Origin of the sequence: Psychrobacter sp. Ps6 (genome assembly GCF_022129235.1) — a bacterium.
Lineage (GTDB): Bacteria > Pseudomonadota > Gammaproteobacteria > Pseudomonadales > Moraxellaceae > Psychrobacter.
Window position 1 is genome coordinate 100,361 of record NZ_JADQAI010000009.1, and the last position, 23,931, is coordinate 124,291.

Here is a 23,931-nt window from a genome sequence, read left to right on the forward strand (position 1 = left end):
ATGCAGTTGTGGCGCCGTGAATGGCAAGTCAAGCAGCAAGGAGCGGTGCAATGGTTGTACCCATTGGTACTGTTCTTGGTGATTATCACTTTGTTTCCACTAGCAGTTGGTAGTGAGCCTGCGCTTTTGCAGCGTCTTGGCGTATCAGCCGTGTGGATTGCGGCTCTGCTGTCACTGGTTATGGGCGTTGACGGGTTATTCAAGCCTGCACTTGATAATGGTACGCTTGCGCAATTGGTCGTCGCCAAAGCGTCACTACCGTTATGGGTATTGATTAGACTGGTCATTCATTGGATTTTTAGCAGTGGTATTGTGGCAGCGCTTAGTCTGCTTGCCGTGCCGTTATTTCAACTCAGTTGGTTTGAAGCGTGGATATTGATGGCGTCTATCGTGACAGGCAGTCCGATGCTTTTGATGCTATCCGCGGTCGCCAGTAGCTTAACGCTATCATTGAAGAATGGCGCAGTATTGGTACCTTTGATTGCGTTACCGATGCAGTTGCCAGTATTGATTTTTGCCACAGGCGCGGTTGACTTATTTGCCACTGGCCTGAATGGTCTGCCGATCTTGGCCTTATTGCTGGCAGGAAGTATTATATCTGTCTTAGTCATGCCGTGGGTTATTGCGCTGACTCTAAAAATGTCATGGCTCAATTGATTAATGTATTTGCCAGATATTAAAAACTCAGTCGTCTAAATCCAGTTATCTAAACGCCATGTATTAACATCGTGTTGAAAACGGGCAATTTTGCTATAATAGTCAATTGAATACGTAAACAGCTCTTTGTAGATTCTATCCAGTGTTTAACGCCAGCAGGTGAGCTGATAGTGTGCTTTTGTAGGCCACGTCGGTCATGACCAGTAAGCTGTGTAATAGGTTTATTCCCATGCCCAACCTGAATAACGTCTCGTCTCCTAGCCTATGGCAGCGCATTTGGCAGGGCTTCTTGACCACCGTAGGCACCAAGCAGTTCTTTCGAATCTTTAGTCCTTGGGTCAAGTGGCTCGCTATATTAGCCAGTCTTTGCTTGCTTATTGGTAGCGTGTGGGGTCTTGCTTTTGCGCCGCCCGATTATTTGCAGGGCAATAGCTACCGTATTATTTTTATCCATGTTCCAGCAGCCAGTCTAGCTATCTCTATTTATTTTTCCCTTGCGGTGTTGGGGGTGATTTATTTGGTGTGGAAGATTAAGACGGCCAGTCTGGTCGCGCAGGCACTTGCTCCGATGGGATTTTTGCTGTGTGTGATCAGTTTGCTCACAGGGTCTATTTGGGCCAAGCCAACGTGGGGGACATACTGGGTGTGGGATGCGCGTCTTACTTCAATGCTGATATTAGCGTTTCTGTATGCAGGGGTGATGGCGCTGTTTGCTGCTTTTGAGCACACGGCCAATCGTGGTAAAGCCGCTGCCATTTTATCTATCGTGGGTGCTGTGAACCTACCGATTATTAAATATTCAGTAGAATGGTGGAATACCTTACATCAAGGTGCTACTTTTAGTCTGACTGAAGCACCGAAGATGTCAGCTGACATGTGGATGCCACTTTTGCTCATGATTATCGGTAGTTATTTGCTGGTTGCGACCATGGCGATTTATCGTACCAATACGCTGATCTTACATCGTGACCAAGGCAAAGCGTGGGTCAAAGAATACATTCGCGCTCAACACAAATAACGGCTAGGAACCTACTATGCAGCCTTACTTTTATAGCATATCTGAGTTTGTCGCCATGGGTAAGCATGGGGTCTTTGTGTGGTCATGTTGGGCGATTACCATCGGCGTGATGCTGGCCTTTATTATTTATAGTCGCAGACAAAGACAAGCGCTTATCAAGCAGCTGACTATACAGCAAGCGCGTCAGGCGCAGCGCACGACCAAAACATCCACACCGATTACCAAGCGATCTGACTGAGAAAATATCTTAATATCAGGGTTTTAGCGTGAGAAGCCCTATGCTTTTACTGACAAAAATATGACCTCATGAGTAGCTATAGGGCTTATTGATTTGTCCGAAAAATGCTATCATATGATCATTAGAAGATTACGATTAGAAAGATTTTTTGACAATGTTTCTTGAAAACGTTTTTCTAATCGTCGTTTCTTTAATATGTTCTGTTTTATGGGCTAATTGTCTTTAAAGCAGAGACTCATCAATGAGGTAGAGGTATGAATGCAGTTCGTCGGAAAAAGCTAATGTGGGTGATGTTTACGCTGGCAGGTGCAGCTGTAGCAGTCATACTGGTTATTTATGCTATTGGGCAGCAAACCGACTATTATTTTGATGCGACCGCTATCGCTCAAGGTGAGGCGCCTCAAGACAAGCGTATTCGTGCTGGTGGTATGGTGGTTGCAGGTAGTGTGCAGCGTGCAGCAGACAATCCATTGAATGTTGAGTTTGCGATTACTGACTTCCAATCAACCGTACCTGTAACTTATCAAGGTATTTTGCCAGACTTATTTGCCGAAAACTCAGGTGTCGTAGCCACAGGTAAAATGCAAGGGGATACCTTTGTCGCTGGTGAAGTATTAGCTAAGCATGATGAAAACTATATGCCACCAGAAGTCGCTAAATCCATGAAAGAAAATAATCGTAATGGGGTAGCAGTACCTTCTTCTGAGCAATATAATCCTGCCGAAAGAATTCATGAAACTGAAACTCTGCAACAGTAATAATCACAAGTATTGATGACATATAAAAAGGCCACCGATAATTGGTGGCCTTTTTTTGCATGATGCTCAGCTATTTAACTGATTGTTAGTCATCCCATACAGGGCTATAATCAGGGTGCTCAATCTTACGACCATCAGAACTTGCTAGCTTGCCGATTTTTTCTAACTCGTCTGCACTCAACTCTACTTTGATGGCGTCTAAATTGCCTTGTAAGTGATCAGGATTAGATGTTTTTGGAATAGCAACACGGTCTTTATCCGACAAAATCCATGCCAATGAAATCTGCGCTGGCGTTACATTGTGCTTGTCTGCAATTTCTTTGATAACATCATTATCGAATACATCGCCACGAGCGAGCGGTGAATAAGCTTCTAGCAAAATATGATGGTTATTCAAAAAGGTTTGTAATGTATCTTGCTTAATAAACGGATGAAATTCAACTTGGTTCACGACAATAGGCACATCCGCATATTTTTCAGCTTCAATGATGTTAGCAATATTAAAGTTCGAGACACCGATATGACGCGTTAGACCTTGCTTTTGTAGTTCACACAATGCAGGGATGGTCTCAGATAATGGTACGCGATCATCAGGCCAATGTAGCAGCAACAGGTCAACATAGTCTACGCCCAGATTTTCTAGTGACTTTTGGGCAGCAGCTTTAAGCTTCTCTGGCTCAAACTTCATATCATCTGGAAAAATTTTGGTGGTTAAGAAAAACTTATCACGAGCCACGCCAGATTGCTTAATACCTTCGCCAACTTCTTTTTCATTATCATAAGCTTGAGCGGTATCAATGTGCTCATAGCCCATCTCTAGGCCCTTTTTGACCACATCTATGCATTCTTGACCAGTTGACTGCCAAGTACCCAGTCCTAGAACGGGAATATTGGCTTTTCCAGCGGTACGAATATTATAGTTTTTAGTACTCATATTTTTATCCTTATTTTATTTATGATTTATAGTATGTTTTGAGTTAAAAATGGTTTTAAGCAAAACATTTAATACTAGTAGAAAAACTTATCGAAACTAATCATTTGTTTAGCTCATCTAATAGTAAAGCTTGTTTACTATAAGAAAAATTGGAGCAAAGTGGAAGAGCGTGTGACGCATCCCTACAAAGGACAAACAGGCTGTAACGTGATTTTGATGACCAGTTAGAATGTATAAACTGTTTAAAAGTGCAAAATCTCAAACTAACTGCCATAAAAAAACGCCCATCACAATTAAGTGATGGGCGCCGATAATCATTGAAATACCCTTATATTTGGGTACTTATGATTTTAATGTCTTACTGAGCAGCGGCTTCTGTAGTTGCAGTTTCTGTAGTTCCAGTGTCTGCAGCTTCAGTTTTGGCAGCAGTGTCCATGTGTGCGCTATGGTCATTGCCCCAGATTTTTGGGTATTTGTAGCCAGGGAAGGTTTCATGAGCATACTTTTTGAAGGCTTCTGAATTATAAGCGTTGGTGACATCTTCGACCCATTTCTTACCAGTATCAGCAGATTTGATCGCTGACCAGTTTACATAAGCAAAGCTTGGCTCTTGGAACAATGCGTCAGTCAGTTTGATGCCAGAGTCAGTTGCATAGTTACCGTTGATCACCGCGAAATCAACTTCATCACGCGCGCGTGGTAATTGGGCCGCTTCTAGCTCAACGATGTTGATATCGTATTTGCTGTTGTCAGCGATGTCAGCTTTTGATGCAGTCAATGGATCGATATCGTCTTTTAGGGTAATCCAGCCAAGATCGTCCATCATGACCAACGCACGTGCAAAGTTACTTGGATCGTTCGGTGCAGAAACACTCATGCCTTTAAATGCTTCATCTAGGCTAGATTTTTTACCTGAGTAAATACCAAGTGGCGCGGTTGGTACTTGGAATACTTCAACAAGATCAAGGTTGTTCTCTTTTTTGAAGGTATCAAGGTAAGGCTTGTGCTGGAAGATGTTGATATCCAAATCGCCTTCAGCCAATGCAAGGTTAGGACGAACATAATCAGTAAACGCAATCAACTCAACCTCATAACCCTGAGCTTCAAGAGTTCCTTTCACTTGGTTACGAACCATATCAGCAAAATCGCCTTCAGTCGTACCGATAACGATTTTGGTATGTTCAGGATCGATGTCGCTAGTGCTAGCAGCAGTTTCTGCAGTGGCACCTTCGGTAACAGGCTCTTGAGTCGCTTCTGGCGCTGATGAGTTGCTGCAACCAACTAAGACCAAACCTGATACGCCAACAGCGGCAAATGCGGTGGCTAACTGACGGCTGATATCTGTTAATTTCATAATATGTCCTTAATAATGAATGGGATTGAGTAAAGCGTTTATCGTCGATACATTAAAAAAGCAACATTATAAATAGTAATGCTGCTTTTTTGTGATAGCTGAGACAAGGGTTGAGTGTTGCCAAAAATAAACCTAGTCGCTCGCAATGTCAAGTATTCTCTAAAGCGGTTTAACGTTTGTCTAAACGATTGGCGAGCCAGTTGCCAGAGGCTTGAATCGATATAACCATGATGGATAGTACAATCACGATAAAAACCATTACCTCAGTCTGATAGCGATAATAGCCATAACGGATGGCTAAATCACCCAAACCACCACCGCCAATCATACCAGCCGCCGCTGAGTAAGATAGCAAACTGATACACAAAATGGTGACAGAGAGTACCAACCCTGAGCGCGCTTCATTGAGTAGCACTTTGATGATAGTAAGAGGTCTGGCGCCCATCGATTCGGTTGCTTCAATAATACCGCGCGGTACTTCACGTAAATTTTGCTCAACCAAACGCGCAAAATAAAACGAACCTGCAATTGCCAGTACGAGCGATGCAGCAATCGGACCGATACCAGTACCGACGATAGCCTTGGTAAACGGACTCATCGCAATCATCAAAATCACGAAAGGGAAGGCGCGCATAAAGTTAGTAATGCCGCCGAGTACGCCATATAGTGTTTTGTTTTGCAAAAACTGGCGATCACTAGACAAAAACAAGAATACGCCAAAGAGCCCACCGATAAGGATAGCGACTGTGGTTGAAATACCAAGCATGACGAACGTATCAACAAACGCGCTCACAATCTCTTTGCGTAGGGCAAGCAGCTTGTCTATAGAGGCGGATAATTCAGTACCAGTTAACATATCTATTTCTCCTGCCTCATTAGTCCTCAACGACTAAGCCTTTGCCAATCGGGGTAGTTGCCTGAATCAGACCATCTCGTACATCGGCCACTTCTAATAGCTGACCTTGATGCAATAATGCTGCGCGATCACAGAGTCTGCGAATGACGCTCATCTCATGTGTTACGATGACGATGGTCACACCAAGTTGCTCATTGATATCGCGCAAACAAGTCAGCAAACTGCGAGTCGTTGCAGGGTCAAGCGCACTGGTTGGCTCATCGGCCAATAGCACTTTTGGGCTGGGTGCAATCGCGCGGGCAATACCGACACGTTGCTTTTGACCACCTGATAGCTGCGCAGGATAATGTCCAGCGCGATCTGTCAAATCGACAATCTCAAGACATTCCATAACGCGTTTATGAATATCGCGGCTAGGGTAGCCTGAGATTTTTAAATTGAATGCTACGTTGTCAAAAACCGTTTGATTAGACATGAGATTAAACTGCTGAAAAATCATACCAATATTGTGACGAGCGATACGCAGTTCACTAGCAGATAGCGTGGTCAAGTCAGTACCATCTATAACCACTTGGCCTGAATCTGGACGCTCAAGCATATTAATCAAGCGCAATAAGGTAGATTTACCTGCGCCTGAATAGCCCATTAGACCAAAAATCTCGCCTTGTTTGATAGTTAGAGATGTCGGCTCAACAGCAGTAAACCAATGCGGTTTACCGTCTTTGTCTTTGATTGATCGGTCGCTTAAAAAACTTTTGGTCACATCGTTTAAGACAATCATGTCATTCATGGAGGGCTCAAAATTCAATAAATTTTTTAATGGTCATCGTGTGCCGTTATGCTTCTATTACTAGATAAGAAGCCTATCAAAACAACAACAGTCAATAACCGTATAATAAGGGGCGGTAATATAGCATATTATCAGCCACTTTGGATATGCACATCCGTGACTGACTTATGATGAATAGCTATTAAGGAAGGAATGTTTGAGGGGTATCAGTGGGAGTAATATCAACAAAATAAGGTGCTTTCAAGTATAGCTGACTACTCATGCTGATTGTAATGAGGGTCATGCTTAACGGGTATGGCGACTAAAAAGCGAGTATGACCGTTTAGCGTATCAGTCGTGATCTGCCCTTGATGCGCGGTGACAATCTGTGAAACCAAAGATAAGCCCAAACCAGAACCTTTATTTTTCTGCTGCAATCGTACGAATGGGCTAAACACTTCTTCGCGTTTCTCTTCAGGAATACCTGTGCCTTCATCAATCACTGCTAGCACCGCATATTTCGGTAGTGGGCGTACAGGCTCAGTTTTTGCCTTTTTTAAATGCTTAGCAAATAAGCCTTCTTTGCGCGGTGTGGCTGAGGCTCCGTTATTATTTTGGGTATTGGCTTTAGCGCTGTTTTTCGCTTTATCTTTGCTGCCATTTTTGCTGATAGTTGTATCAGTTGCCACTTTGTCAGTTTTTCTATTGCTATCGTCTTTAAGAGCATGCGCACGCTTATCGATTGTTTCATTTGTAGATTCGATAAGATTATCATGTACGGATTTCTTAGCGTCTTTATTAAAGTCTAAAGTGTCTTTAGAATCAGGAACGGCCTTCCAAATCACTTTATCTAAATCGGTGCTAGCAATATGAGCATCAGGTTCTACAGAGCTTGGGGTGTTTTTAATAAAATTAAGATCTGTACTTATAGCAGCATTTACATCTTCATCGACTGTTAGATTTTCGCCATTCTTGTAGATTGGCGGTGCTGGCAAGACAGCTATTGGCTCGACTGGCTCAGTTTTGTCTTTATTGCTCAGAGTAGAGTCAGCATTTTCGAGTGAAGCAGATTCTTGTGCATCTATATTGGTATCAAGCGACTCTTCATAAGAGTCAAAATCCAACAAACTATTATAATCGGTGAAACTGCTAGAGAGCACGGTCTGCAATAGGTAATCAGGAACAGTGCCAGCCTCTTCGATAGTCTGAACGCCGTACAGTAACACGGTAACGGGCGGCTTGCCGTGAAGCATTGCATTGGTCAGTAGGTTACGAATGAGATGAGTCAACATTGATGATTGACCATCAATCATGATGTGCTCACCAATCAACGTGGCTTCAGGATAGTGCTGACGTTCTTGATTGACCAGATCATATAAATCCAGATTCTCAATTTGTTGTAAGGCATGACCTGCATCTAGACGGCTGACCAACAATATACTTTCGACCAAATCATTGAGACCTGACAGATCGCGAGTGATGGCATGAGCGCGTTTATCAAACTTGGCTTTGGTGTCAGATGGTAGCGCACCAGCCAACATATCCATCATTTCAACCTGCAAGCGAATGCGCGTGATAGGCGTACGCAGCTCGTGAGAAGCATGCGCCAGTAATAAATTATTGGCGTCAACGAGGTGCTCAATCTTTTGCGCTGCTTGGTTGAACCCACGCGCCAATGAAGCAATTTCATCATTACCACGCGCGTTCACTCGAACCGTAAAATCCCCATCGCCTAACTGAGCCATCTGCTGACTTAACTGATCGATACGCCATGTCATGGTACGGGCAATCAACCACAGAACACCTGCCATAATAATGAGTAGCAACAACGTACCTGTAAATAGGTTCAGCGCTGCAGAAAGTACGGGCTTCTTAGGAGGTAAACGTGACTCATACAGCAGAGTATAACCAGTGCTGCTGTAGACTTGAGCCTGCTTAGTAGGGGAGGTATCTGCAAACGAAGGGAAAACACGCGAAAATAAAGATGGCGTAGGTGGTAGCTCTAGCGGCAAATCGCTATTGTCGGTTTGCATGAGCAACCGACCTTCGCTGTCGTACAAGCCCATTTTGGCCTGTAGTGACTCATCAAAAATATCAAAGCTTTTTTTGACAACAGCCAGCATAAATCGTGACTGTAAGCGATTGTCTTTACTAATAGAGATATTCAACTCATGCAGAAACGGATCAATTTGACCCAAAATCTGCGTGGCCAATATCTCTGAACGGATTCCTGCATCCTTGTCATGCACCAGTTGGGTTAATAGCACCATAGCAACTGCAAATAAAGTAAGTGCCAGCATAACGCTAGCAAATAGTTTGGCAAATACGGAACGAAAACCCAATTGCTGCATTAAACAATCTCTGTAATTGGACGCTAATGTCGACTAAGCTTAATATGCTCTCTGTCGATTAGTCCATCTCTTACGATTAAACCTGATCGATGGTAAATCAAACCTGATCAGTGGCAAATTGATAACCAACACCGCGCACCGTGATAATGCGTTTTGGTTGACGTGGATTGTCTTCGATCAAAGCACGCAAACGTGAAATATGCACGTCGATGGCACGATCGATGTTATCCGAACTGTCGTCGTTTGGCATTGCCTGCCAAAGCTGCTCGCGATTTAGCACCTTGCCAGAATGGGTAGCAAAATAGTGTAGTAATTGAAACTGATGCGTCGTTAAACGTACAGGCTCATCATCAATAGTAACTTCGTGGCTGTCAGGGAACACACTTAAACGACCAAAAGTTAAGCTATCTGACTGGCTATCTGCTTGGTTTGGCTGCTCGTGACGACGGATAACAGCACGGATACGGGCAAGAAGCTCACGCGGCTCGAAAGGCTTCGATATATAGTCATCAGCACCCATCTCTAAACCTAACACGCGATCGGTTGTGTCCCCTTTTGCGGTCAACATGATGATAGGCACTTTATTGGTCATATTATTCTTGTTGCCACGAATTTTTTGACATACTTGCATACCATCCATGTCCGGCAGCATCAAATCAAGTACGACCAAATCGATATCACGCTCTTTGGCATCTAACAGATCAAGGCCTTCTTGACCCAAACCTGCGTGATGAACGTCATAGTAATTCATAGTCAAGTAATCACTGATCAGCTCTGCTAAATCTGGATCATCTTCAATCAATAAAATCTGCTTGCTCATGGGGTATCCTCTAATTGTTGTTATAATTTGCCAAAAGTCTAAGTGCGCTAGTCGTTTAACCATGATAGAAGTATCAATAATTTTTACATTCTATGCCATTAAACCTTTGAGCCTCCGTAATGATAAAAATAGTTCTAAATACTCGGATAGTGCTATATATAATACGACTATATTGCCTAATGATGCTGTTACAAAACAAGATAGGCTTTGTTAAAGTTTCTACCAAATGTAACTGTCAGCGTGAATGGCTATGACACGATGACTTTTTTGCCTTCAGAATCAATAGGTAAGTCAGCCAAGCAAATTAAACTATCGTTACTTACACCAGCAATCAAATATTGTTGCGTGGTCGGATCATACTCAACAACCTCGATAGGCTGGCGTGTTAAACGCTGGTCTTGACCAATAATCCAAACATTAGCTGTTAACGGTTTAAGCGGCATGTATGGCGGTTTTTGTAATTCCGTTAAGTCAACATCATGCAAGGCGCGCTTAGGCACGATAGTACCTACGTCTATTTGTCCGTAATTGACTCGCCCCGTGACTTTCATTTCTGGTTGTAGCTTGTTACGACTGACCTCGTTATCGATCACATTAACATATACCAACAGTCTTTTTGGCTGGCTGGTAGGTACAAGCTTACTGACCTGACCTGTAAACTTGTCAGTGTTACCTTCGATTGTAAAATTGACAGTCTGACCGACTGAAAGCTGAGGTTCTGCTTGAATAGGTAGTGTCGCCGCAAAGTGCAATTTGGTCTCGTCACTAAGTTCTAATAGAGAAGTGCGTGCTGCCGTTTTTTCACCAGTGGTGACATATAGGTTTTCTACACGACCTGAAAAGCTAGCAGTTATCGTCACCAAATTATATCGTGGGTTCAGTTTTTTGCCATCAACATTTACACCATTACTAACAGCGTTATTATTATCTGTCACAAGGTTTGCTGCTGACGACGCTTCTTTATCATTGCTAGTATTATTGACATTAGCATCATTATTAACAGATAAAGCCTTAGTAGAGCTAGAGTCAGAATTGTCGTCAATACTTGGTGTATTTTCTGGTTTCTTATTATTGGTAGTGCTTGTCACTATCTTTTCTTTAGAAGAGTTGCCTTCTGCAGATGTATCTGATTTTACGGTAGGATCGCTCATCGCCGCCAAACGCCTGATAACCAGTAAAGGCGTACCTTTTTCTACCCATTGACCTTCGCTAACAAACGTTTTTTCTATATTGACAGGATGTACTGCAATAAATTTGGTTTGCTTGATAGGCTCGATGCTACCTTGCAGCCCTAGACTTGGCTGATAACGTGAGGACTTGATACTGAGTATGTGTTCAGGTGTCATCGTGACACTATCATTGGTAATGACAACGGGGGAGTCTGCCGTTGCCGTGTTTTCAGGAGCGACTGATTCATTCTCAGATGGTGAGGGCTGACAAGCAGCAAGCAATAAAACGCTGAGCAAGTAAAGGCTTTTTTTGGAATGTTTAAAGGCTGTCATAGCGGTCACCGTTATAGTCGTCGCTTCATTATATAGTGAATAGATACGCGGTGGAACAATTGCGCCATACTTACTAATTTTAAGTAGCGTAAGTGTTTGTCGTAAGAAAACAGATGAGTTTGCCGGCTTGTTAAATAAGAACAGCGATTTATGATACTCATTAGTTAGAACATTAATTTGCTAATGACTGGAAAAGCATCAATAACTGTGCTAAAACAAACATAACGAAATACCGTGATACATTTTTATCACAAAAGAAAATTATTCAGCAATGTGATTATTGATTCTATATAATGCAGGAATATCATAAAGTTGGTTGCTCCATTGTCTGAATGACGTTGTCACTGACAGTAAGTCAATTAAAAAAATTGAGTGTTTTAAGTGATAATATGATTTTGCTTGATGGTTATAGAAGTAAAATATTGGGTCTAAAAAGCCAAGAGTTGCACTCAATTTTATGAGCTTATTACGAGCAAAGTGCGTATAGTAACTCATGTTGACGCTGTGTTTGATGGGCAGACACTGATAAAAGGTATTCACTGTCATAAAATGTCTAATGAAATCTCAGTCTTTTGTATTGGTCTAATATTGACTGATATCATGACTTAAGATGATCGTTAGAGCTTTATATAGACAGAGAGCGTTACGAATAAATAGTCATTCATAGGATAATGATAATGGAAAATAATTTTGAAGGTTTAAAAGTAATGGTGATTGATGATTCAAAAACCATTCGCCGTACCGCAGAAACTTTGCTACAAAAAGCGGGTTGTGAAGTCGTAACTGCCATAGATGGCTTCGATGCCTTAGCAAAAATTGTTGATAACAACCCAGATATTATTTTTGTCGACATCATGATGCCGCGCTTAGATGGCTATCAGACTTGTGCACTCATAAAAAATAACCCTGATTATGCTAATAAACCCGTGATCATGTTGTCATCTAAAGATGGCTTATTTGATAAAGCCCGTGGCCGCATCGTCGGATCTGATGAGTATTTGACCAAACCGTTTAGTAAAGATGAGCTTTTTGATGCGATAAACCAGTACCGTTAATCAGCTCTATAGACTCAAATATAGTGATTGCTAAGATTAAAAATAATGACTCATTATTTAAGTGACTAGCATAAAAATAAATCACGAATAAGTTGTTGGGCATTATTTTCAATTTTTTATCAACAATATATCTTCATAGATATTTTAGAAATAAAGGAAAATCCTATGACTACCGTTTTAGTCATTGACGACTCGCCATCAGAAATGGCGAAATTTCGCGACATGCTTTCCAAGAATAATTTTCAAGTATTAGAAGCATCAAATGGCGAGCAGGGCTGTCAGATGGCAGCTGATCACCTGCCAGATGTCATCTTAATGGATGTGGTCATGCCAGAAATGAACGGTTTTCAGGCTACGCGAAAAATCACTCGTGGTAAAACCACCGCTCATATACCGGTCATTATGATTAGTACCAAAAATCAAGAAACTGATCGAGTGTGGGGCAAGCGTCAAGGTGCCAAAGAGTATATGAACAAACCAGTCGATGAAAATAGATTGGTCAATATGATTCGCAAAGTGATGGAGTAACTTGTGGCCTCTAGAGGATTTATTGAGCTTCTGCGTCTAGCAGACTTGGCACGTGCGCGCAAAAGTGGTCGCCGCGGTGGTCAAGAGTTTGATTGGCAAGGGGTGGTATTTGAGATTGGTGGGCAGCGCTTAGTTGCCCCTATGGGTCAGGTATCAGAGGTATTATCCATGCCAGAATATACTAGCTTACCTCTAGTAAAACCTTGGATGCTAGGTATTGCCAATATTCGCGGACGATTACTACCTCTGACGGATTTGTCACACTTTTTACAAGTGCCAAGTCGCTTGTCACAGCTAAGCCAGCGCAAAGTTATTGTAATCGATCATGACAATAACTTTTCAGGGCTACTAGTCGATCAAGTGCTTGGTATCGAACAGTTCACTCAGGAACAATATCGCCCAGAAGCGATTGATTCCAATTCACCATTTGCACCTTATAACCATGGTAAGTTTTTGAAAGACGAGCAGGAGTGGTACGTTTTTATGCCAAGCTTGCTGGCACAGGATCCGCAGTACTCAGATGCTGCGATATAGTAACCGATAATAGAAGACCTATTTATTCGGTAACGACAGATTGATAGCGACTGACACGATACAGTGGGATGTCAGTATTTATACAGGCTTTGCTAATCATTGTTTTGATAACAATAAGATTGTCAAAGTCAGTCACGATAAGACTTTGACGATTGTTTGAAAGGAATACGCAAGATGAGTGATGTTAAAAGAAAACCTGTAGCTGGCGTCGGCCAAACAGCAGTAGATGGCAAAAGCTCTGATAATACATGGAAATTGTTATTAGGATTTTTTGTTCTATTAAGTTTGGCCTGTCTGATTTGGCTGATCAACTCCCTATCAACAGTAAGTCAATACTTTGATAGCTTTGATCAATCGGTTGTTTTACCGGCGGCGATATTTGCAATCGGAGCCGTGGGTATTGTGTTTGCCTCGTATCAGTTGCTCAAGCAACGTGGGGGAACGGAGCGTTTACTGATTGAAAAAGAAACATTACGCCGCCGTCAAGAAGCAGAAGCAGAGTCTGAACGAGCTCGTCAAATTCAAGAAGAAAACGAACGTAACCAGATCGCTATTCTACGCCTACTTGATGAGTTGGGTGATTTGGCAGAAGGTGATTTGACGGTCAATGCGACCGTATCAGAAGACTTTACAGGGGCAATTGCTGACTCAGTAAACTTCGCAATTGACCAATTACGTCAGCTGGTTCTGGTTATTAACAGCACCGCCGACCGAGTTGCACAGTCTTCAGATCAAACGCAGATGAACGCTGTTGAGCTTGCTGAAGCTTCTGAACATCAAGCGCAAGAAATTGCTGGCGTATCAGCCGCTATTAATGAGATGACCGTGTCAATTGACCAAGTTTCGAATAATGCGTCAGAGTCTGCGACGGTTGCTCAGCGTTCAGTTGCCATTGCCTATAATGGGGCAGAAGTTGTACAGCGTTCGATTGAAGGTATGAACGTTATTCGTGATCAGATTCAAGAGACATCGAAACGTATCAAACGCCTTGGTGAGTCTTCGCAAGAGATTGGTGATATCGTTGGCTTGATTAACGACATTGCAGACCAAACCAACGTTTTGGCATTGAACGCCGCTATTCAGGCATCGATGGCAGGTGAGGCTGGTCGAGGCTTTGCGGTTGTTGCTGATGAGGTTCAGCGTCTGGCTGAGCGTTCAGCGAATGCGACCAAGCAGATTGAAACATTGGTAAAAACCATTCAGGCGGATACTAATGAGGCTGTTATGTCGATGGAATCGACGACATCTGAAGTAGTACGTGGTGCTCGTTTGGCAAAAGATGCTGGTGAAGCACTAGAAGAGGTACAGAGCGTTTCTAATACGTTGGCTGACTTGATTCAGAACATCTCAAATGCTGCATTACAGCAGGCTGAATCTGCTGGCCATATTTCTCATACTATGAATATCATTCAAGATATTACTTCACAAACCTCATCTGGTACGCTTGCCACAGCACGTTCTATTGGTGAGTTGAGTGAAATGGCTGCCGCACTACAAGAATCTGTTACTGGCTTTAAAGTATCGAACGATGATGAATTGTTAGATGATGAAATGATTCACTCTGAACGAACCTTATCGGAAATTGTCTAACCTTTTGACTTTAATATTAAAGCGGTATTGATACGTCTTTTTGTATAAGATTTTAATTAAAATGCTGTATAGGTTCTGATGCCGTGCAGCAGTGATAATAGCAGGTGACGTGAACAATCATATACAAGCAAAAAAGGCTCTATCTAATACACTTGAACCTGTATGGGGTGACGAGATGATACAGGGCGATAGCGCTAATTTGCAGCAGTGGCAACGATACATAGAACAAGAGATTGGCTTTATATTGCCAAGTATGCAGCTGCAGTGGTTGACCAATGCGATTGATCATACAGCAACGTTAAATGGACTCACTACTCAGCAGCTATGGCATCAGTTGCCTAAAGATAATGAGATTCGCCAGCAGTTGTTGGATAAGGTGCTGATTCATGAGAGTCGCTTTTTTCGCCATAAACCTTCTATAGCCTTTGTCACAAAATATGCAGCAAATTATCAACGAGCATATAAAACGGATACACCGTTTCGCATTTGGAGTGTTGGTTGTGCAAGTGGGCAAGAGACTTGGTCGCTGGCCATGTGTCTGACAGCCGCGCAGTTGTCCAATCATGTAATATTGGGAACAGATGTGAGCGAGCAGGCGATTACAAGCGCGCGGTTAGGACAATATGACAAACGGCAGCAGTCATTGATTCCTCAAAATTGTCAGCAGTTTGTTCACCCTTTGATCACTAAGAATTCAGGCAATGTGCTGAGTATGGCTGATGCTTCTAGTAAAGCAGAAAGGTGTATTAATACTCACGTTGATTGGCAAGTAGCGCCAACTTTACGACCTTATGTTAGCTTTGCTTTGCACAATGTTATTGAACAAAAACCACCCACGTCGCATCTCCAGAATGTGATTATCTGCCAAAATATGCTGCTGTATTTTCGTAAGTTTGATCAGCGTGATATTTTGGCACGGCTATCAGAGCAGTGTGCGATAGAGGGATATATTATATTGGCTCCAGGTGAGGCGTTGTTTTGGCGTCCTTCGAATATGCGCCGTATTGCGCACCCACAAGTGAATGTGTGGCAAAAAATTAGTGCCTAGACGAGTTAGGATAAACCTATGAAAAAGCAGCCCAATGACATAGTGACGCTTGAGTGGTTGTCGCCACTGCTCAATCAGCAATTATCACAGATATCTGATGGCTGGCAATCAGGTGCTGATATCAATAGCTATCAACAGATGACATCGCATTACCACCAGATTAGCGGTGCGCTGACGATGATTCGCTCGCCTCTACTAGCAGATCTTGCCAATAAGTTGAGTTTTTTGGCGAACTTGGGGCAGAGTGATGATCTGTCTACTAGAGACTGTCAAATAGGCAAGTTTTCTCATAAATTGTTGCAACATGCGCTCAACCAATATGCGCGTGTAGGCAAATACAACCGTGCTCTAATAAATAAAGCGACTAATGAGCTTGCCCAGATACTATCGCAACGAGGTGTGGAAGCAGACGCGTTTATAGATACTACTGGTACCCAGCACGATCATCGAAATAACGATGATATTCATGAAGATATTGTCAATAGCATTCAGATCGTAGTACCAAAGAGTGGTGTCACGATCAATTTAGAAGAACAGCACTATCAGCAGATGTTATTGGTGTGGCGACAGCAAGTACAAAAATTGCTGGCGGCCAATATCAATCAGGCACCTGTTCTACAAATTTTAGAAAAAGTTAGTCAATACCTATGGCAGACCACTCAAGACAATGATTTACAGCGCCTATGGTATTTGACTCAATTGTGGCTGAGTGATCTTGCTCATAATGAAGCGCCGTTACCTGAATATTATGCGCCACTATTAGGTCAGCTTGATCGCGTCATAGAATCTGCTACTCAGTCAGCCCAGTTATCTTCGAGCCTTGTCAAAAGCTTAATCACCAGTGTCTATGTCCAGCTCAGCTATTTAGAGAATAGTAGTGAGCGAACTCAATCTATCCTTAATGACATATCACAGCACGGGCCTGCGACCTCACGTTTTTTAACGCGATTACTCAGTGAGATTGAGACCCTTATCTTTAATCTAGATAAGCCAGATACGCTAGTAAACCCTCTACGACATATAAAGAGCCAGCTTGAGAGTCGAGGTTGGATACAATATGCGTCGCAAGTTGAATCAATCCTTGCAGATCTGGAGCAAGCAAGCTTATCAGAGACAGAGTTTACGCAGCAGCAATGGCACATCGAGCGCAAGCTACAAGAGCTATATAGTGCTATTTACGATACCGAACAAGCAATATCACTCAAAATTGGCGCTGCTGCTTCTTTTGCTATTGTACCTGATGCGTTTGATAGCAGTTATGTAAAGGGTGAAGGTAGACATGAGTCAGTTTCCACTGACAGTGATTTACGTGAGCTACGTATTGCCGTTGAAGAGATCAAGGAAAGCTTTAACGAGTATATACAACGTCAAGATATTCAATCTTTACCAGCCAGTGCTGACTTTGACAAAATTGCCCATGCTTTTGATGATATGGGACTGCCAGTCATTAGTGAGACGATAGAAAATATAGGTAGTATATTCACGCAATTGCTCACTCACGAGATTGCTGTACTTAGCTGGAATGTGACCCAAGCTTTGGCAGAGAGTCTGACCTCAATTGAATTGTTACTCGACTATCTTGCGCAGCAAGTCTTTGATCAAAACTTACTGACGCAGGCAAATGAGTATACGGCGAAAGCATCACAGCTTCTTCATGCGTATGTGACATCACCAGAAACGATTAACGATACATGGCTGACGCAAAAGCCAGTCGCGATGAATGTGCTTCGTTATGATGATAGTGGTGAGATCGCACCTGTGATCAGTTCAGATGATGAAACGGTGATAGCAGCGCAAGATACCACTGATGCTAGTCCTAATGTAAAGAGTGACGCATTGCTGCGTGCTCGTGAACAAGTCAAGCCTGACAACTTTGAAGTTGATGAAGAGATTCGTGACATCTTTATCGAAGAAGTCACTGAAGTAATCGACGATCTGGAAGATTTTCTTCCTATTTGGCAGCAGGATGCACAAGACCTAACACCATTGACTGAGGTGCGTAGAAGTTTTCATACGCTAAAAGGCTCAGGCCGCATGGTTGGTGCTTTTAGTATCAGTGAGATGGCATGGTCAATAGAAAACCTACTTAACCGTCTGTTGGATAAAACACTCCCTGTAACAGACGATGTCGTATGTCTGGTGATAGAAACGGCGGAGCGTTTGCCAGTGCTACTGAAAGATTTTGCCGCACAACAATCACCGAGCTCTGATCCTGCTATTACTATTCTACAAAGTAGTAACCTAATGGCGCAGCAGCCTGTTAATGCTGGTTTAGATACGTTTGAGACTGGAATCACTGAAACATCAGCTGAAGTAGCGTTAGGTATAAATGACTCTGATTCAATGGATTATGTATCGTTAGAAACATTACTTTCGAGCGTTGATGATGCTGCAGGAACAGATTCTGAAAGCAATAATACAAATGTACCAGCATCGCTATCTGGTTTAGAGATTCCAGCAGTACTTGTTCCGTTTATGCAAGAAACTGAGCAATTAGCAGCCGATGCGAATGATGCAGATCCTGATATTAAAGAGATATTTATAGAGGAGGCTGAGGAAGTACTTGCCGAAATCGTACCTTTATATGAAGGTTGGCAGCTAGCATCGACTGACCTAGACGCCTTAAAAGATATCCGTCGCGGTTTTCATACCCTAAAAGGCTCTGGTCGCATGGTGGGCGCTAACTACACCGCCGAGCTAGCATGGGCGATAGAGAATATGCTTAATCGCGTATTGGATCATAGTGTTGTTGTCTCAAGCGATATGTGTCAGCTGATGTCAGATGTATTGGCCGCTTATCCTGAAATGTTAATAGCATTTGAAAATAATAGCCAAGATTACCCAGCTTTAGTACCTTTATGGATTGCCTGCGCCAATGCCTATAGTAAGCAACAGGGTGATGCGTTTAGTTACTCTCGTTTATATGAGCAAGCAACAAGCCAGTCCGAAGATGACGCCGCGCAAGAGTCCGTATTGGATACTGGTATAGATGAAGCCAATTCTGCCTATGATGAGGCTAATGAATCGATAGACATGACGCTACAGACCTTTCATTCTGTCAACGAAAAAATGGCAGAGGCGACCGTCGTTCTAACGCCTCAAAGCGAAGAAGAAAAAGCATTTTGTAAGATATTTATTGATGAAGCAGAAGAGTTACTTCATTACATTGATCAATTTGTCAGCGACAATCAAGATCACCAACTTATTGAGATAACAGATGAAATAGTACGTGCATTCCACACATTACGAGCTGCATCTGGCTCCAGTGCTTTGGCTGCTATCAGCGAAGTTAGTGCAACGATAGAACATAGTTTGGAGCTATTGCAGCAGCAAGATACAGCGATGAGTGCCCAACATTTAGAGGCTTTAGCGCAATCTGCCAAGCTGATAAATGGTTATTTAAGTAGCTACAAACAAAATATTCAACAGCGTAGTGTCATAGAAGAAGATTCACACAGTCAGCAAGAGCAAGACATAGCGTCATTGCAAGCAATGCTGGCTGAGCAGTATGTCATTAGTGATGCTGATGCGCCCGTTGTTACTGATAGCAAACCAACGATAGAAGAGCTATTAGATAATAATATCGATACGTTATTAGATGCTGAGTGGGAGTTAGAAGAGGCGCTTGGTCATGCTGAAATAGAACACAGTCAAGACTATATCGCACAGCAAATTTCACAAATCACCTGCTTAACAGATAAAGCTCAAGCATTTCCAAAATTCATTACCATTCTGAATGAGCTTGGTAATGCCTATAGCTACCTGAGTGATAATATCGATAAAGCGAGAGATAGAGATATCCAATCTATTCTATTGTCGGGTCATGCCCAGTTGATCGGGCTGTTCGATGCCCTAGCTGGTAGTACGTCACTGAAAATAGACCAGCAGGTAATGAGTGAACTACAAGGTATCTATCAAAATGATAACCTTGACGATAACGACGAAGGCTTTGTCGTTCGAGCTATTTCGGCACCTGAAATCCAATTTGAAACGATTGATACGGATATTGAGCTGTTAGAAATTTTCTTAGAAGAAGCTCAGGAGCTTGATAACGCCTTAGATGAAAGTTTCAATAAATGGCGTGACGATATTACTAATATCAACTCGCTAAAAGTATTACAGCGTCATTTGCACACCATTAAAGGTGGCGCACGGATGGCTGGCATCCGTAGTATTGGTGATCTAACTCACGAAGCAGAAAGCGTTTATGAGTCTTTTGTAGAAAATAGACGAGAGCCGACAACACAGTGGCTCGAGATTATGCAAATGGTGCAAGACACGATGTCGCAACAAGTGATGCATATCGTGAATCATAAAAAATCCTTTTTTACCTCAGAGCTTATCGAACAGTTAAAAGTACTTGAAAGTGAAAAAACCTTACCAGAAACGGTAGAGCTTATCATACCAGTACCGAAAAACTATTTTGAACCAGACGTACAAAACGTAGTGGCGCAAGAGGGTAATAGCAGTACCGAAACATCAGAATCGCTCAGCCTAGATACTATGATTAAGCAATCATGGCCTAATGGGTTGCCTGATCCAGACATATTATCGGTGTTCTTAGAAGAGGCAGAAGAGCTTACCAATCGTAATAAATACCTGCATTTGTTCTTAAACGACACAAATAATACCACAGCATTACAAGCACTTCAGCGAGATCTTCATACCATTAAAGGCGGTGCCCGAATGGTGACTGCGTCTGGTATTGCTGATTTGGCTCATGAAATGGAGTCGGTTTATACAGACTTTGTGAGTAACCGTCGTCCCCCTACTCAGAAAGTATTAGAGTTGCTAGTTGCCTGTCATGATTGGCTGGCCGATGCCGTATTTATTCTTCAACAAAATGTCAATCCACCAACGCCTGCACTATTAATCGAGGCGTTAGAGCAGTTTGGGAGAAATCCTGATAGTCTCAAACAAGTTCCTAAAGAATCTCTACAGTCTCAGCGCGAAGCAATTTTGATTGCCAAAGAAAATCAAGACTCTCACTATCTTGCAAAAGATATCAGCGAGATGCCATCTATGTTCAGTAACACTAATGAGGAGGACGATAGCACTAGTAGTAATGAAATGATTCGTATCTCAGGTGGTCTGATTGAGCATATGATTAACCTATCTGGTGAGTCAGCGATTAACCGCGCCCGTATTGATATGGGTATTAGTAGCTTGACTAACAGTATTGAGGAGATGGGTACTACGGTACAGCGACTGGCAGATCAGTTACGCCGTATGGAGATTGAGCTTGAAGCTCAGATTTTGTCACAGATAGATGACGAGCTCATTAATAATGAAGATTTTGATCCACTAGAAATGGATCAGTATTCTTCACTGAATCAATTGTCAAAATCATTGACAGAATCTGCCTCGGATTTGGTTGATATTAACCATACTTTATTAGAAAAGACTCGTGATAGTGAAAGCCTGTTGCTACAGCTATCGCGGACACAGACTGAGTTGCAAGATGGGCTGATGAACTCACGTATGGTGCCATTCACGCGTCTGACACCGCGTCTTGAGCGTATTGTTCGGCAGACCGCTAATGAGTTGAACAAATCCGTTGAGCTGACCATCATTAATGCTGATGATGAAATGGATAGAACCATCCTAGAACGTATTACTTCACCGCTCGAGCATATGCTACGAAATGCTGTCGATCACGGTATCGAAACGACCTCGACGCGCCTCAAAGCAGGCAAAGAACGTAGTGGACATATTACGCTTGAGGTCCATCGGGAAGGTAGCGAGATTGTCATCCAACTATCAGATGATGGTCGTGGTATCGATGTAGAGGCGGTACGCAATAAAGCTATCTCCCAAGGTCTTATTGATGCAAACGATGACAGTCTCTCTGATCTTGATATCATGCAATATATCTTTAATGCTGGACTGAGTACCAGCAAGCAAGTGACACAGATCTCTGGCCGTGGCGTTGGCATGGACGTTGTAATCAGTGAAATCCGTCAATTAGGTGGTTCCGTCTCGGTTGTTTCAGAGCTTGGCAAAGGCTCTAACTTCACGATGCGTTTGCCATTGACCGTCGCTGTGTCTGACGCTTTGGTTGTGCGCGCAGCAGATCGCTACTACGCCATACCATTGGTACAGATCGAGCGCGTGGTGCGTGTCAACCCAGAAAAGCTATATGATTACTATCAGTCAGACGCTGCCACCCTTAACTTTGAAGATACGGAATATCGAGTTCGCTATCTAAATGAGATTTTATCAGGTAATAAACTGAATGAGCTGGTCGTCAACACCAACACCAGTCTGCCCCTGATTATTATTAAAAACCGTACGGGACAAAACATCGCACTACAAGTTGATCAGATTGCAGGGTCACGTATCGAAGTGGTTGTGAAACCTCTAGGCCAGCAACTATCGAATATACCGGGCATTTCAGCTGCTACTATTATGGGCGATGGTTCGGTAATGCTTATTTTGGATTTGATTGCACTAATGCGAAATGCGCAGTTAGTGAGGAACAGCTCAAAATCTGCCAGCGCTAATCGAGGACGTATAGAGTCCAAATCGACGGTGTTAGTAGTCGATGACTCCGTGACCGTGCGTAAAGTGACATCTCGTTTCTTGGAGCGTCAAGGGTTCAATGTGGCCGTTGCAAAAGACGGGATCGATGCGCTCGAGATATTACAAGACACGACGCCAGATATGATCTTGCTGGATATTGAGATGCCGCGTATGGATGGCTTCGAGGTGGCGACTCAGGTCAGATTCAATAGTCGATTACAGCATATTCCAATTATTATGATTACCTCACGTACTGGCGAAAAGCATCGTGAGCGTGCTCTAGAGATTGGGGTAAACGACTATATGGGTAAGCCATTCCAAGAAAAAGAGTTGCTTGAAAAAATCCAAAGACTACTTGGTGAAGAGGTTAGCCTAACTAATGAAGGATAATGCACGTGTTTTAGCACTGCGACAAAAAAATAATAATGAGATTAAAGTGCTGGTGGTGGCAGAAGATCATCGCCAGCGTGTGGCTTTTTCGGACACCGTACGTAGTTGCGGTTTCACGCTTGTCGGCTGTGTATCATGGGCTCAGTGGCAAGAAAAAAGTGAGCTGTCTAATGTAGATATCGATATTTGGCTCATAGACAGTGATTATGATGACAGTATTGCAACCGCAACGACAGCTTCTAAATCTGCTGCTGTCTTGGTAGGTTTTAGTCAGGCACCCTATCTTAACGAAGCACAGCAATATGCCAAATGGCAGCGTAAGTTAAAACGCAAACTGGCGAAACTGCTGGCGTTACCAACCTTACTAGATACTGCTGCTCATAAGAGTGATGATGCTGAAAGAAGTTGGCAATATGTTGTATTTCTGGGTGCATCTATGGGTGGTCCTAGTGCGGTAAAAGAGTTTTTAGATAATGTGCCAGCGACACTGCCTGTGTGCATTTTGTTGGCGCATCACTTCAATCAGACTATGATTGGTACGCTACCACGGATACTCAATCGCCATAATGATTGGCGCTGTGAGGTTATCGCTTCCTCGCAGCGTTTGCGAGCAGGACAATGTCTCATAGTACCGATCGATAAGCAGATTGTCTGTGATTCGGCAGGTCGGGTGATACTGTTGGAGCAAGCGTGGAGCGGTGAATATAAGCCTTCTATTAGTCAGCTTCTTAAAAACACCAGCGATGTTTATGGTAGCGATCTCATCAATATTATATTTTCAGGAATGGGTAATGATGGTTCTCAGTATTTGGATATGGTTCAAGCCAACAACAGCCAGTTGTGGGCGCAAGACCCTAGTCTGAGTGCATGCCCGAGTCAACCTCAGGCTATTATTGACTCAGGATATTGTAGTTTCGTTGGTAGTCCGACAGATTTGGCAAAAAAACTGACTGATTATATTGGTGAAAGGGCAGCAAGCCATTCACGCTAACTGATTGTGAGCGACG

Annotated in this window: 17 protein-coding genes and 1 pseudogene; 11 read left to right on the top strand and 7 right to left on the bottom strand. The window is 42.8% G+C overall.

Features of this window, described 5'->3' with window-relative positions; all coding sequences use genetic code 11:
• From I3255_RS11025 to ccmE, 4 genes are all read left to right on the top strand, one after another.
• A complete protein-coding gene (locus I3255_RS11025; RefSeq protein ID WP_238038900.1) occupies nucleotides 1–657 on the top strand; it encodes a heme exporter protein CcmB in 657 nt (218 codons plus the stop codon).
• Nucleotides 658–886: 229 nt separating this feature from the next.
• Complete coding sequence (locus tag I3255_RS11030; protein WP_201597871.1) at nucleotides 887–1,675, top strand: heme ABC transporter permease; 789 nt, start codon at nucleotides 887–889, stop codon at nucleotides 1,673–1,675.
• Nucleotides 1,676–1,691: 16 nt separating this feature from the next.
• Complete coding sequence (ccmD, locus tag I3255_RS11035; RefSeq protein WP_238038858.1) at nucleotides 1,692–1,913, top strand: heme exporter protein CcmD; 222 nt, start codon at nucleotides 1,692–1,694, stop codon at nucleotides 1,911–1,913.
• 254 nt (nucleotides 1,914–2,167) lie between these two features.
• Nucleotides 2,168–2,671, top strand: coding sequence for a cytochrome c maturation protein CcmE (gene ccmE, locus I3255_RS11040; RefSeq protein ID WP_058025465.1), 504 nt, complete (start codon nucleotides 2,168–2,170; stop codon nucleotides 2,669–2,671).
• 85 nt (nucleotides 2,672–2,756) lie between these two features.
• Here ccmE and I3255_RS11045 read toward each other — a convergent pair whose 3' ends face one another.
• The 7 genes from I3255_RS11045 to I3255_RS11075 all read right to left on the bottom strand — a co-directional run bounded on the left by I3255_RS11045 (nucleotide 2,757) and on the right by I3255_RS11075 (nucleotide 11,257).
• Complete coding sequence (locus I3255_RS11045) at nucleotides 2,757–3,605, bottom strand: aldo/keto reductase (RefSeq protein ID WP_238038859.1); 849 nt, start codon at nucleotides 3,603–3,605, stop codon at nucleotides 2,757–2,759.
• Between the two features lie 358 nt (nucleotides 3,606–3,963).
• Entirely contained in the window at nucleotides 3,964–4,959 is a 996-nt protein-coding gene (locus I3255_RS11050; protein ID WP_238038860.1) for a MetQ/NlpA family ABC transporter substrate-binding protein, read from the bottom strand.
• 169 nt (nucleotides 4,960–5,128) lie between these two features.
• Entirely contained in the window at nucleotides 5,129–5,815 is a 687-nt protein-coding gene (locus I3255_RS11055; RefSeq protein ID WP_238038861.1) for a methionine ABC transporter permease, read from the bottom strand.
• 19 nt (nucleotides 5,816–5,834) lie between these two features.
• On the bottom strand, nucleotides 5,835–6,605 hold the full coding sequence (locus I3255_RS11060) for a methionine ABC transporter ATP-binding protein (RefSeq protein WP_238038862.1): 771 nt from the start codon (nucleotides 6,603–6,605) through the stop codon (nucleotides 5,835–5,837).
• A gap of 254 nt (nucleotides 6,606–6,859) precedes the next feature.
• On the bottom strand, nucleotides 6,860–8,935 hold the full coding sequence (locus I3255_RS11065) for a sensor histidine kinase (RefSeq protein WP_238038863.1): 2,076 nt from the start codon (nucleotides 8,933–8,935) through the stop codon (nucleotides 6,860–6,862).
• A gap of 97 nt (nucleotides 8,936–9,032) precedes the next feature.
• Nucleotides 9,033–9,755 carry a response regulator transcription factor gene (locus I3255_RS11070; RefSeq protein ID WP_045444030.1) on the bottom strand — a complete coding sequence of 241 codons (723 nt, stop codon included), beginning with the start codon at nucleotides 9,753–9,755 and terminating at the stop codon, nucleotides 9,033–9,035.
• Nucleotides 9,756–10,003: 248 nt separating this feature from the next.
• The gene (locus I3255_RS11075; protein ID WP_238038864.1) at nucleotides 10,004–11,257 is read right to left on the bottom strand and encodes an HlyD family efflux transporter periplasmic adaptor subunit; all 1,254 of its coding nucleotides are present in this window, start codon (nucleotides 11,255–11,257) and stop codon (nucleotides 10,004–10,006) included.
• 677 nt (nucleotides 11,258–11,934) lie between these two features.
• Here I3255_RS11075 and pilG point away from each other — a divergent pair.
• From pilG to I3255_RS11110, 7 genes and pseudogenes are all read left to right on the top strand, one after another.
• Complete coding sequence (gene pilG, locus I3255_RS11080; RefSeq protein WP_057761576.1) at nucleotides 11,935–12,312, top strand: twitching motility response regulator PilG; 378 nt, start codon at nucleotides 11,935–11,937, stop codon at nucleotides 12,310–12,312.
• A gap of 165 nt (nucleotides 12,313–12,477) precedes the next feature.
• Nucleotides 12,478–12,840: a response regulator gene (locus tag I3255_RS11085; RefSeq protein WP_238038865.1), complete on the top strand. Its 363-nt coding sequence runs from the start codon at nucleotides 12,478–12,480 to the stop codon at nucleotides 12,838–12,840.
• A gap of 3 nt (nucleotides 12,841–12,843) precedes the next feature.
• Complete coding sequence (locus I3255_RS11090) at nucleotides 12,844–13,374, top strand: chemotaxis protein CheW (RefSeq protein WP_238038866.1); 531 nt, start codon at nucleotides 12,844–12,846, stop codon at nucleotides 13,372–13,374.
• A 384-nt stretch (nucleotides 13,375–13,758) separates the two neighbouring features.
• A pseudogene (locus tag I3255_RS11095) lies at nucleotides 13,759–14,964 on the top strand (methyl-accepting chemotaxis protein); the annotation flags it as partial.
• 109 nt (nucleotides 14,965–15,073) lie between these two features.
• Nucleotides 15,074–16,012: a CheR family methyltransferase gene (locus tag I3255_RS11100; RefSeq protein ID WP_238038867.1), complete on the top strand. Its 939-nt coding sequence runs from the start codon at nucleotides 15,074–15,076 to the stop codon at nucleotides 16,010–16,012.
• Nucleotides 16,013–16,030: 18 nt separating this feature from the next.
• Nucleotides 16,031–22,924 carry an Hpt domain-containing protein gene (locus I3255_RS11105; protein WP_238038868.1) on the top strand — a complete coding sequence of 2,298 codons (6,894 nt, stop codon included), beginning with the start codon at nucleotides 16,031–16,033 and terminating at the stop codon, nucleotides 22,922–22,924.
• Entirely contained in the window at nucleotides 22,914–23,915 is a 1,002-nt protein-coding gene (locus I3255_RS11110; RefSeq protein ID WP_238038869.1) for a chemotaxis protein CheB, read from the top strand. Before I3255_RS11105 ends, I3255_RS11110 begins: the two co-directional genes overlap by 11 nt.
• Nucleotides 23,916–23,931 lie beyond the last annotated feature (16 nt).

What these genes read in the sequence shown, in the direction of transcription:
- I3255_RS11025 (WP_238038900.1), top strand. Translation starts at nt 1, where the DNA reads ATGCAGTTGTGGCGCCGTGAATGGCAAGTCAAGCAGCAAGGAGCGGTG.
- I3255_RS11030 (WP_201597871.1), top strand. Translation starts at nt 887, where the DNA reads ATGCCCAACCTGAATAACGTCTCGTCTCCTAGCCTATGGCAGCGCATT.
- ccmD (WP_238038858.1), top strand. Translation starts at nt 1,692, where the DNA reads ATGCAGCCTTACTTTTATAGCATATCTGAGTTTGTCGCCATGGGTAAG.
- ccmE (WP_058025465.1), top strand. Translation starts at nt 2,168, where the DNA reads ATGAATGCAGTTCGTCGGAAAAAGCTAATGTGGGTGATGTTTACGCTG.
- I3255_RS11045 (WP_238038859.1), bottom strand. Translation starts at nt 3,605, where the DNA reads ATGAGTACTAAAAACTATAATATTCGTACCGCTGGAAAAGCCAATATT.
- I3255_RS11050 (WP_238038860.1), bottom strand. Translation starts at nt 4,959, where the DNA reads ATGAAATTAACAGATATCAGCCGTCAGTTAGCCACCGCATTTGCCGCT.
- I3255_RS11055 (WP_238038861.1), bottom strand. Translation starts at nt 5,815, where the DNA reads ATGTTAACTGGTACTGAATTATCCGCCTCTATAGACAAGCTGCTTGCC.
- I3255_RS11060 (WP_238038862.1), bottom strand. Translation starts at nt 6,605, where the DNA reads ATGAATGACATGATTGTCTTAAACGATGTGACCAAAAGTTTTTTAAGC.
- I3255_RS11065 (WP_238038863.1), bottom strand. Translation starts at nt 8,935, where the DNA reads ATGCAGCAATTGGGTTTTCGTTCCGTATTTGCCAAACTATTTGCTAGC.
- I3255_RS11070 (WP_045444030.1), bottom strand. Translation starts at nt 9,755, where the DNA reads ATGAGCAAGCAGATTTTATTGATTGAAGATGATCCAGATTTAGCAGAG.
- I3255_RS11075 (WP_238038864.1), bottom strand. Translation starts at nt 11,257, where the DNA reads ATGACAGCCTTTAAACATTCCAAAAAAAGCCTTTACTTGCTCAGCGTT.
- pilG (WP_057761576.1), top strand. Translation starts at nt 11,935, where the DNA reads ATGGAAAATAATTTTGAAGGTTTAAAAGTAATGGTGATTGATGATTCA.
- I3255_RS11085 (WP_238038865.1), top strand. Translation starts at nt 12,478, where the DNA reads ATGACTACCGTTTTAGTCATTGACGACTCGCCATCAGAAATGGCGAAA.
- I3255_RS11105 (WP_238038868.1), top strand. Translation starts at nt 16,031, where the DNA reads ATGAAAAAGCAGCCCAATGACATAGTGACGCTTGAGTGGTTGTCGCCA.
- I3255_RS11110 (WP_238038869.1), top strand. Translation starts at nt 22,914, where the DNA reads ATGAAGGATAATGCACGTGTTTTAGCACTGCGACAAAAAAATAATAAT.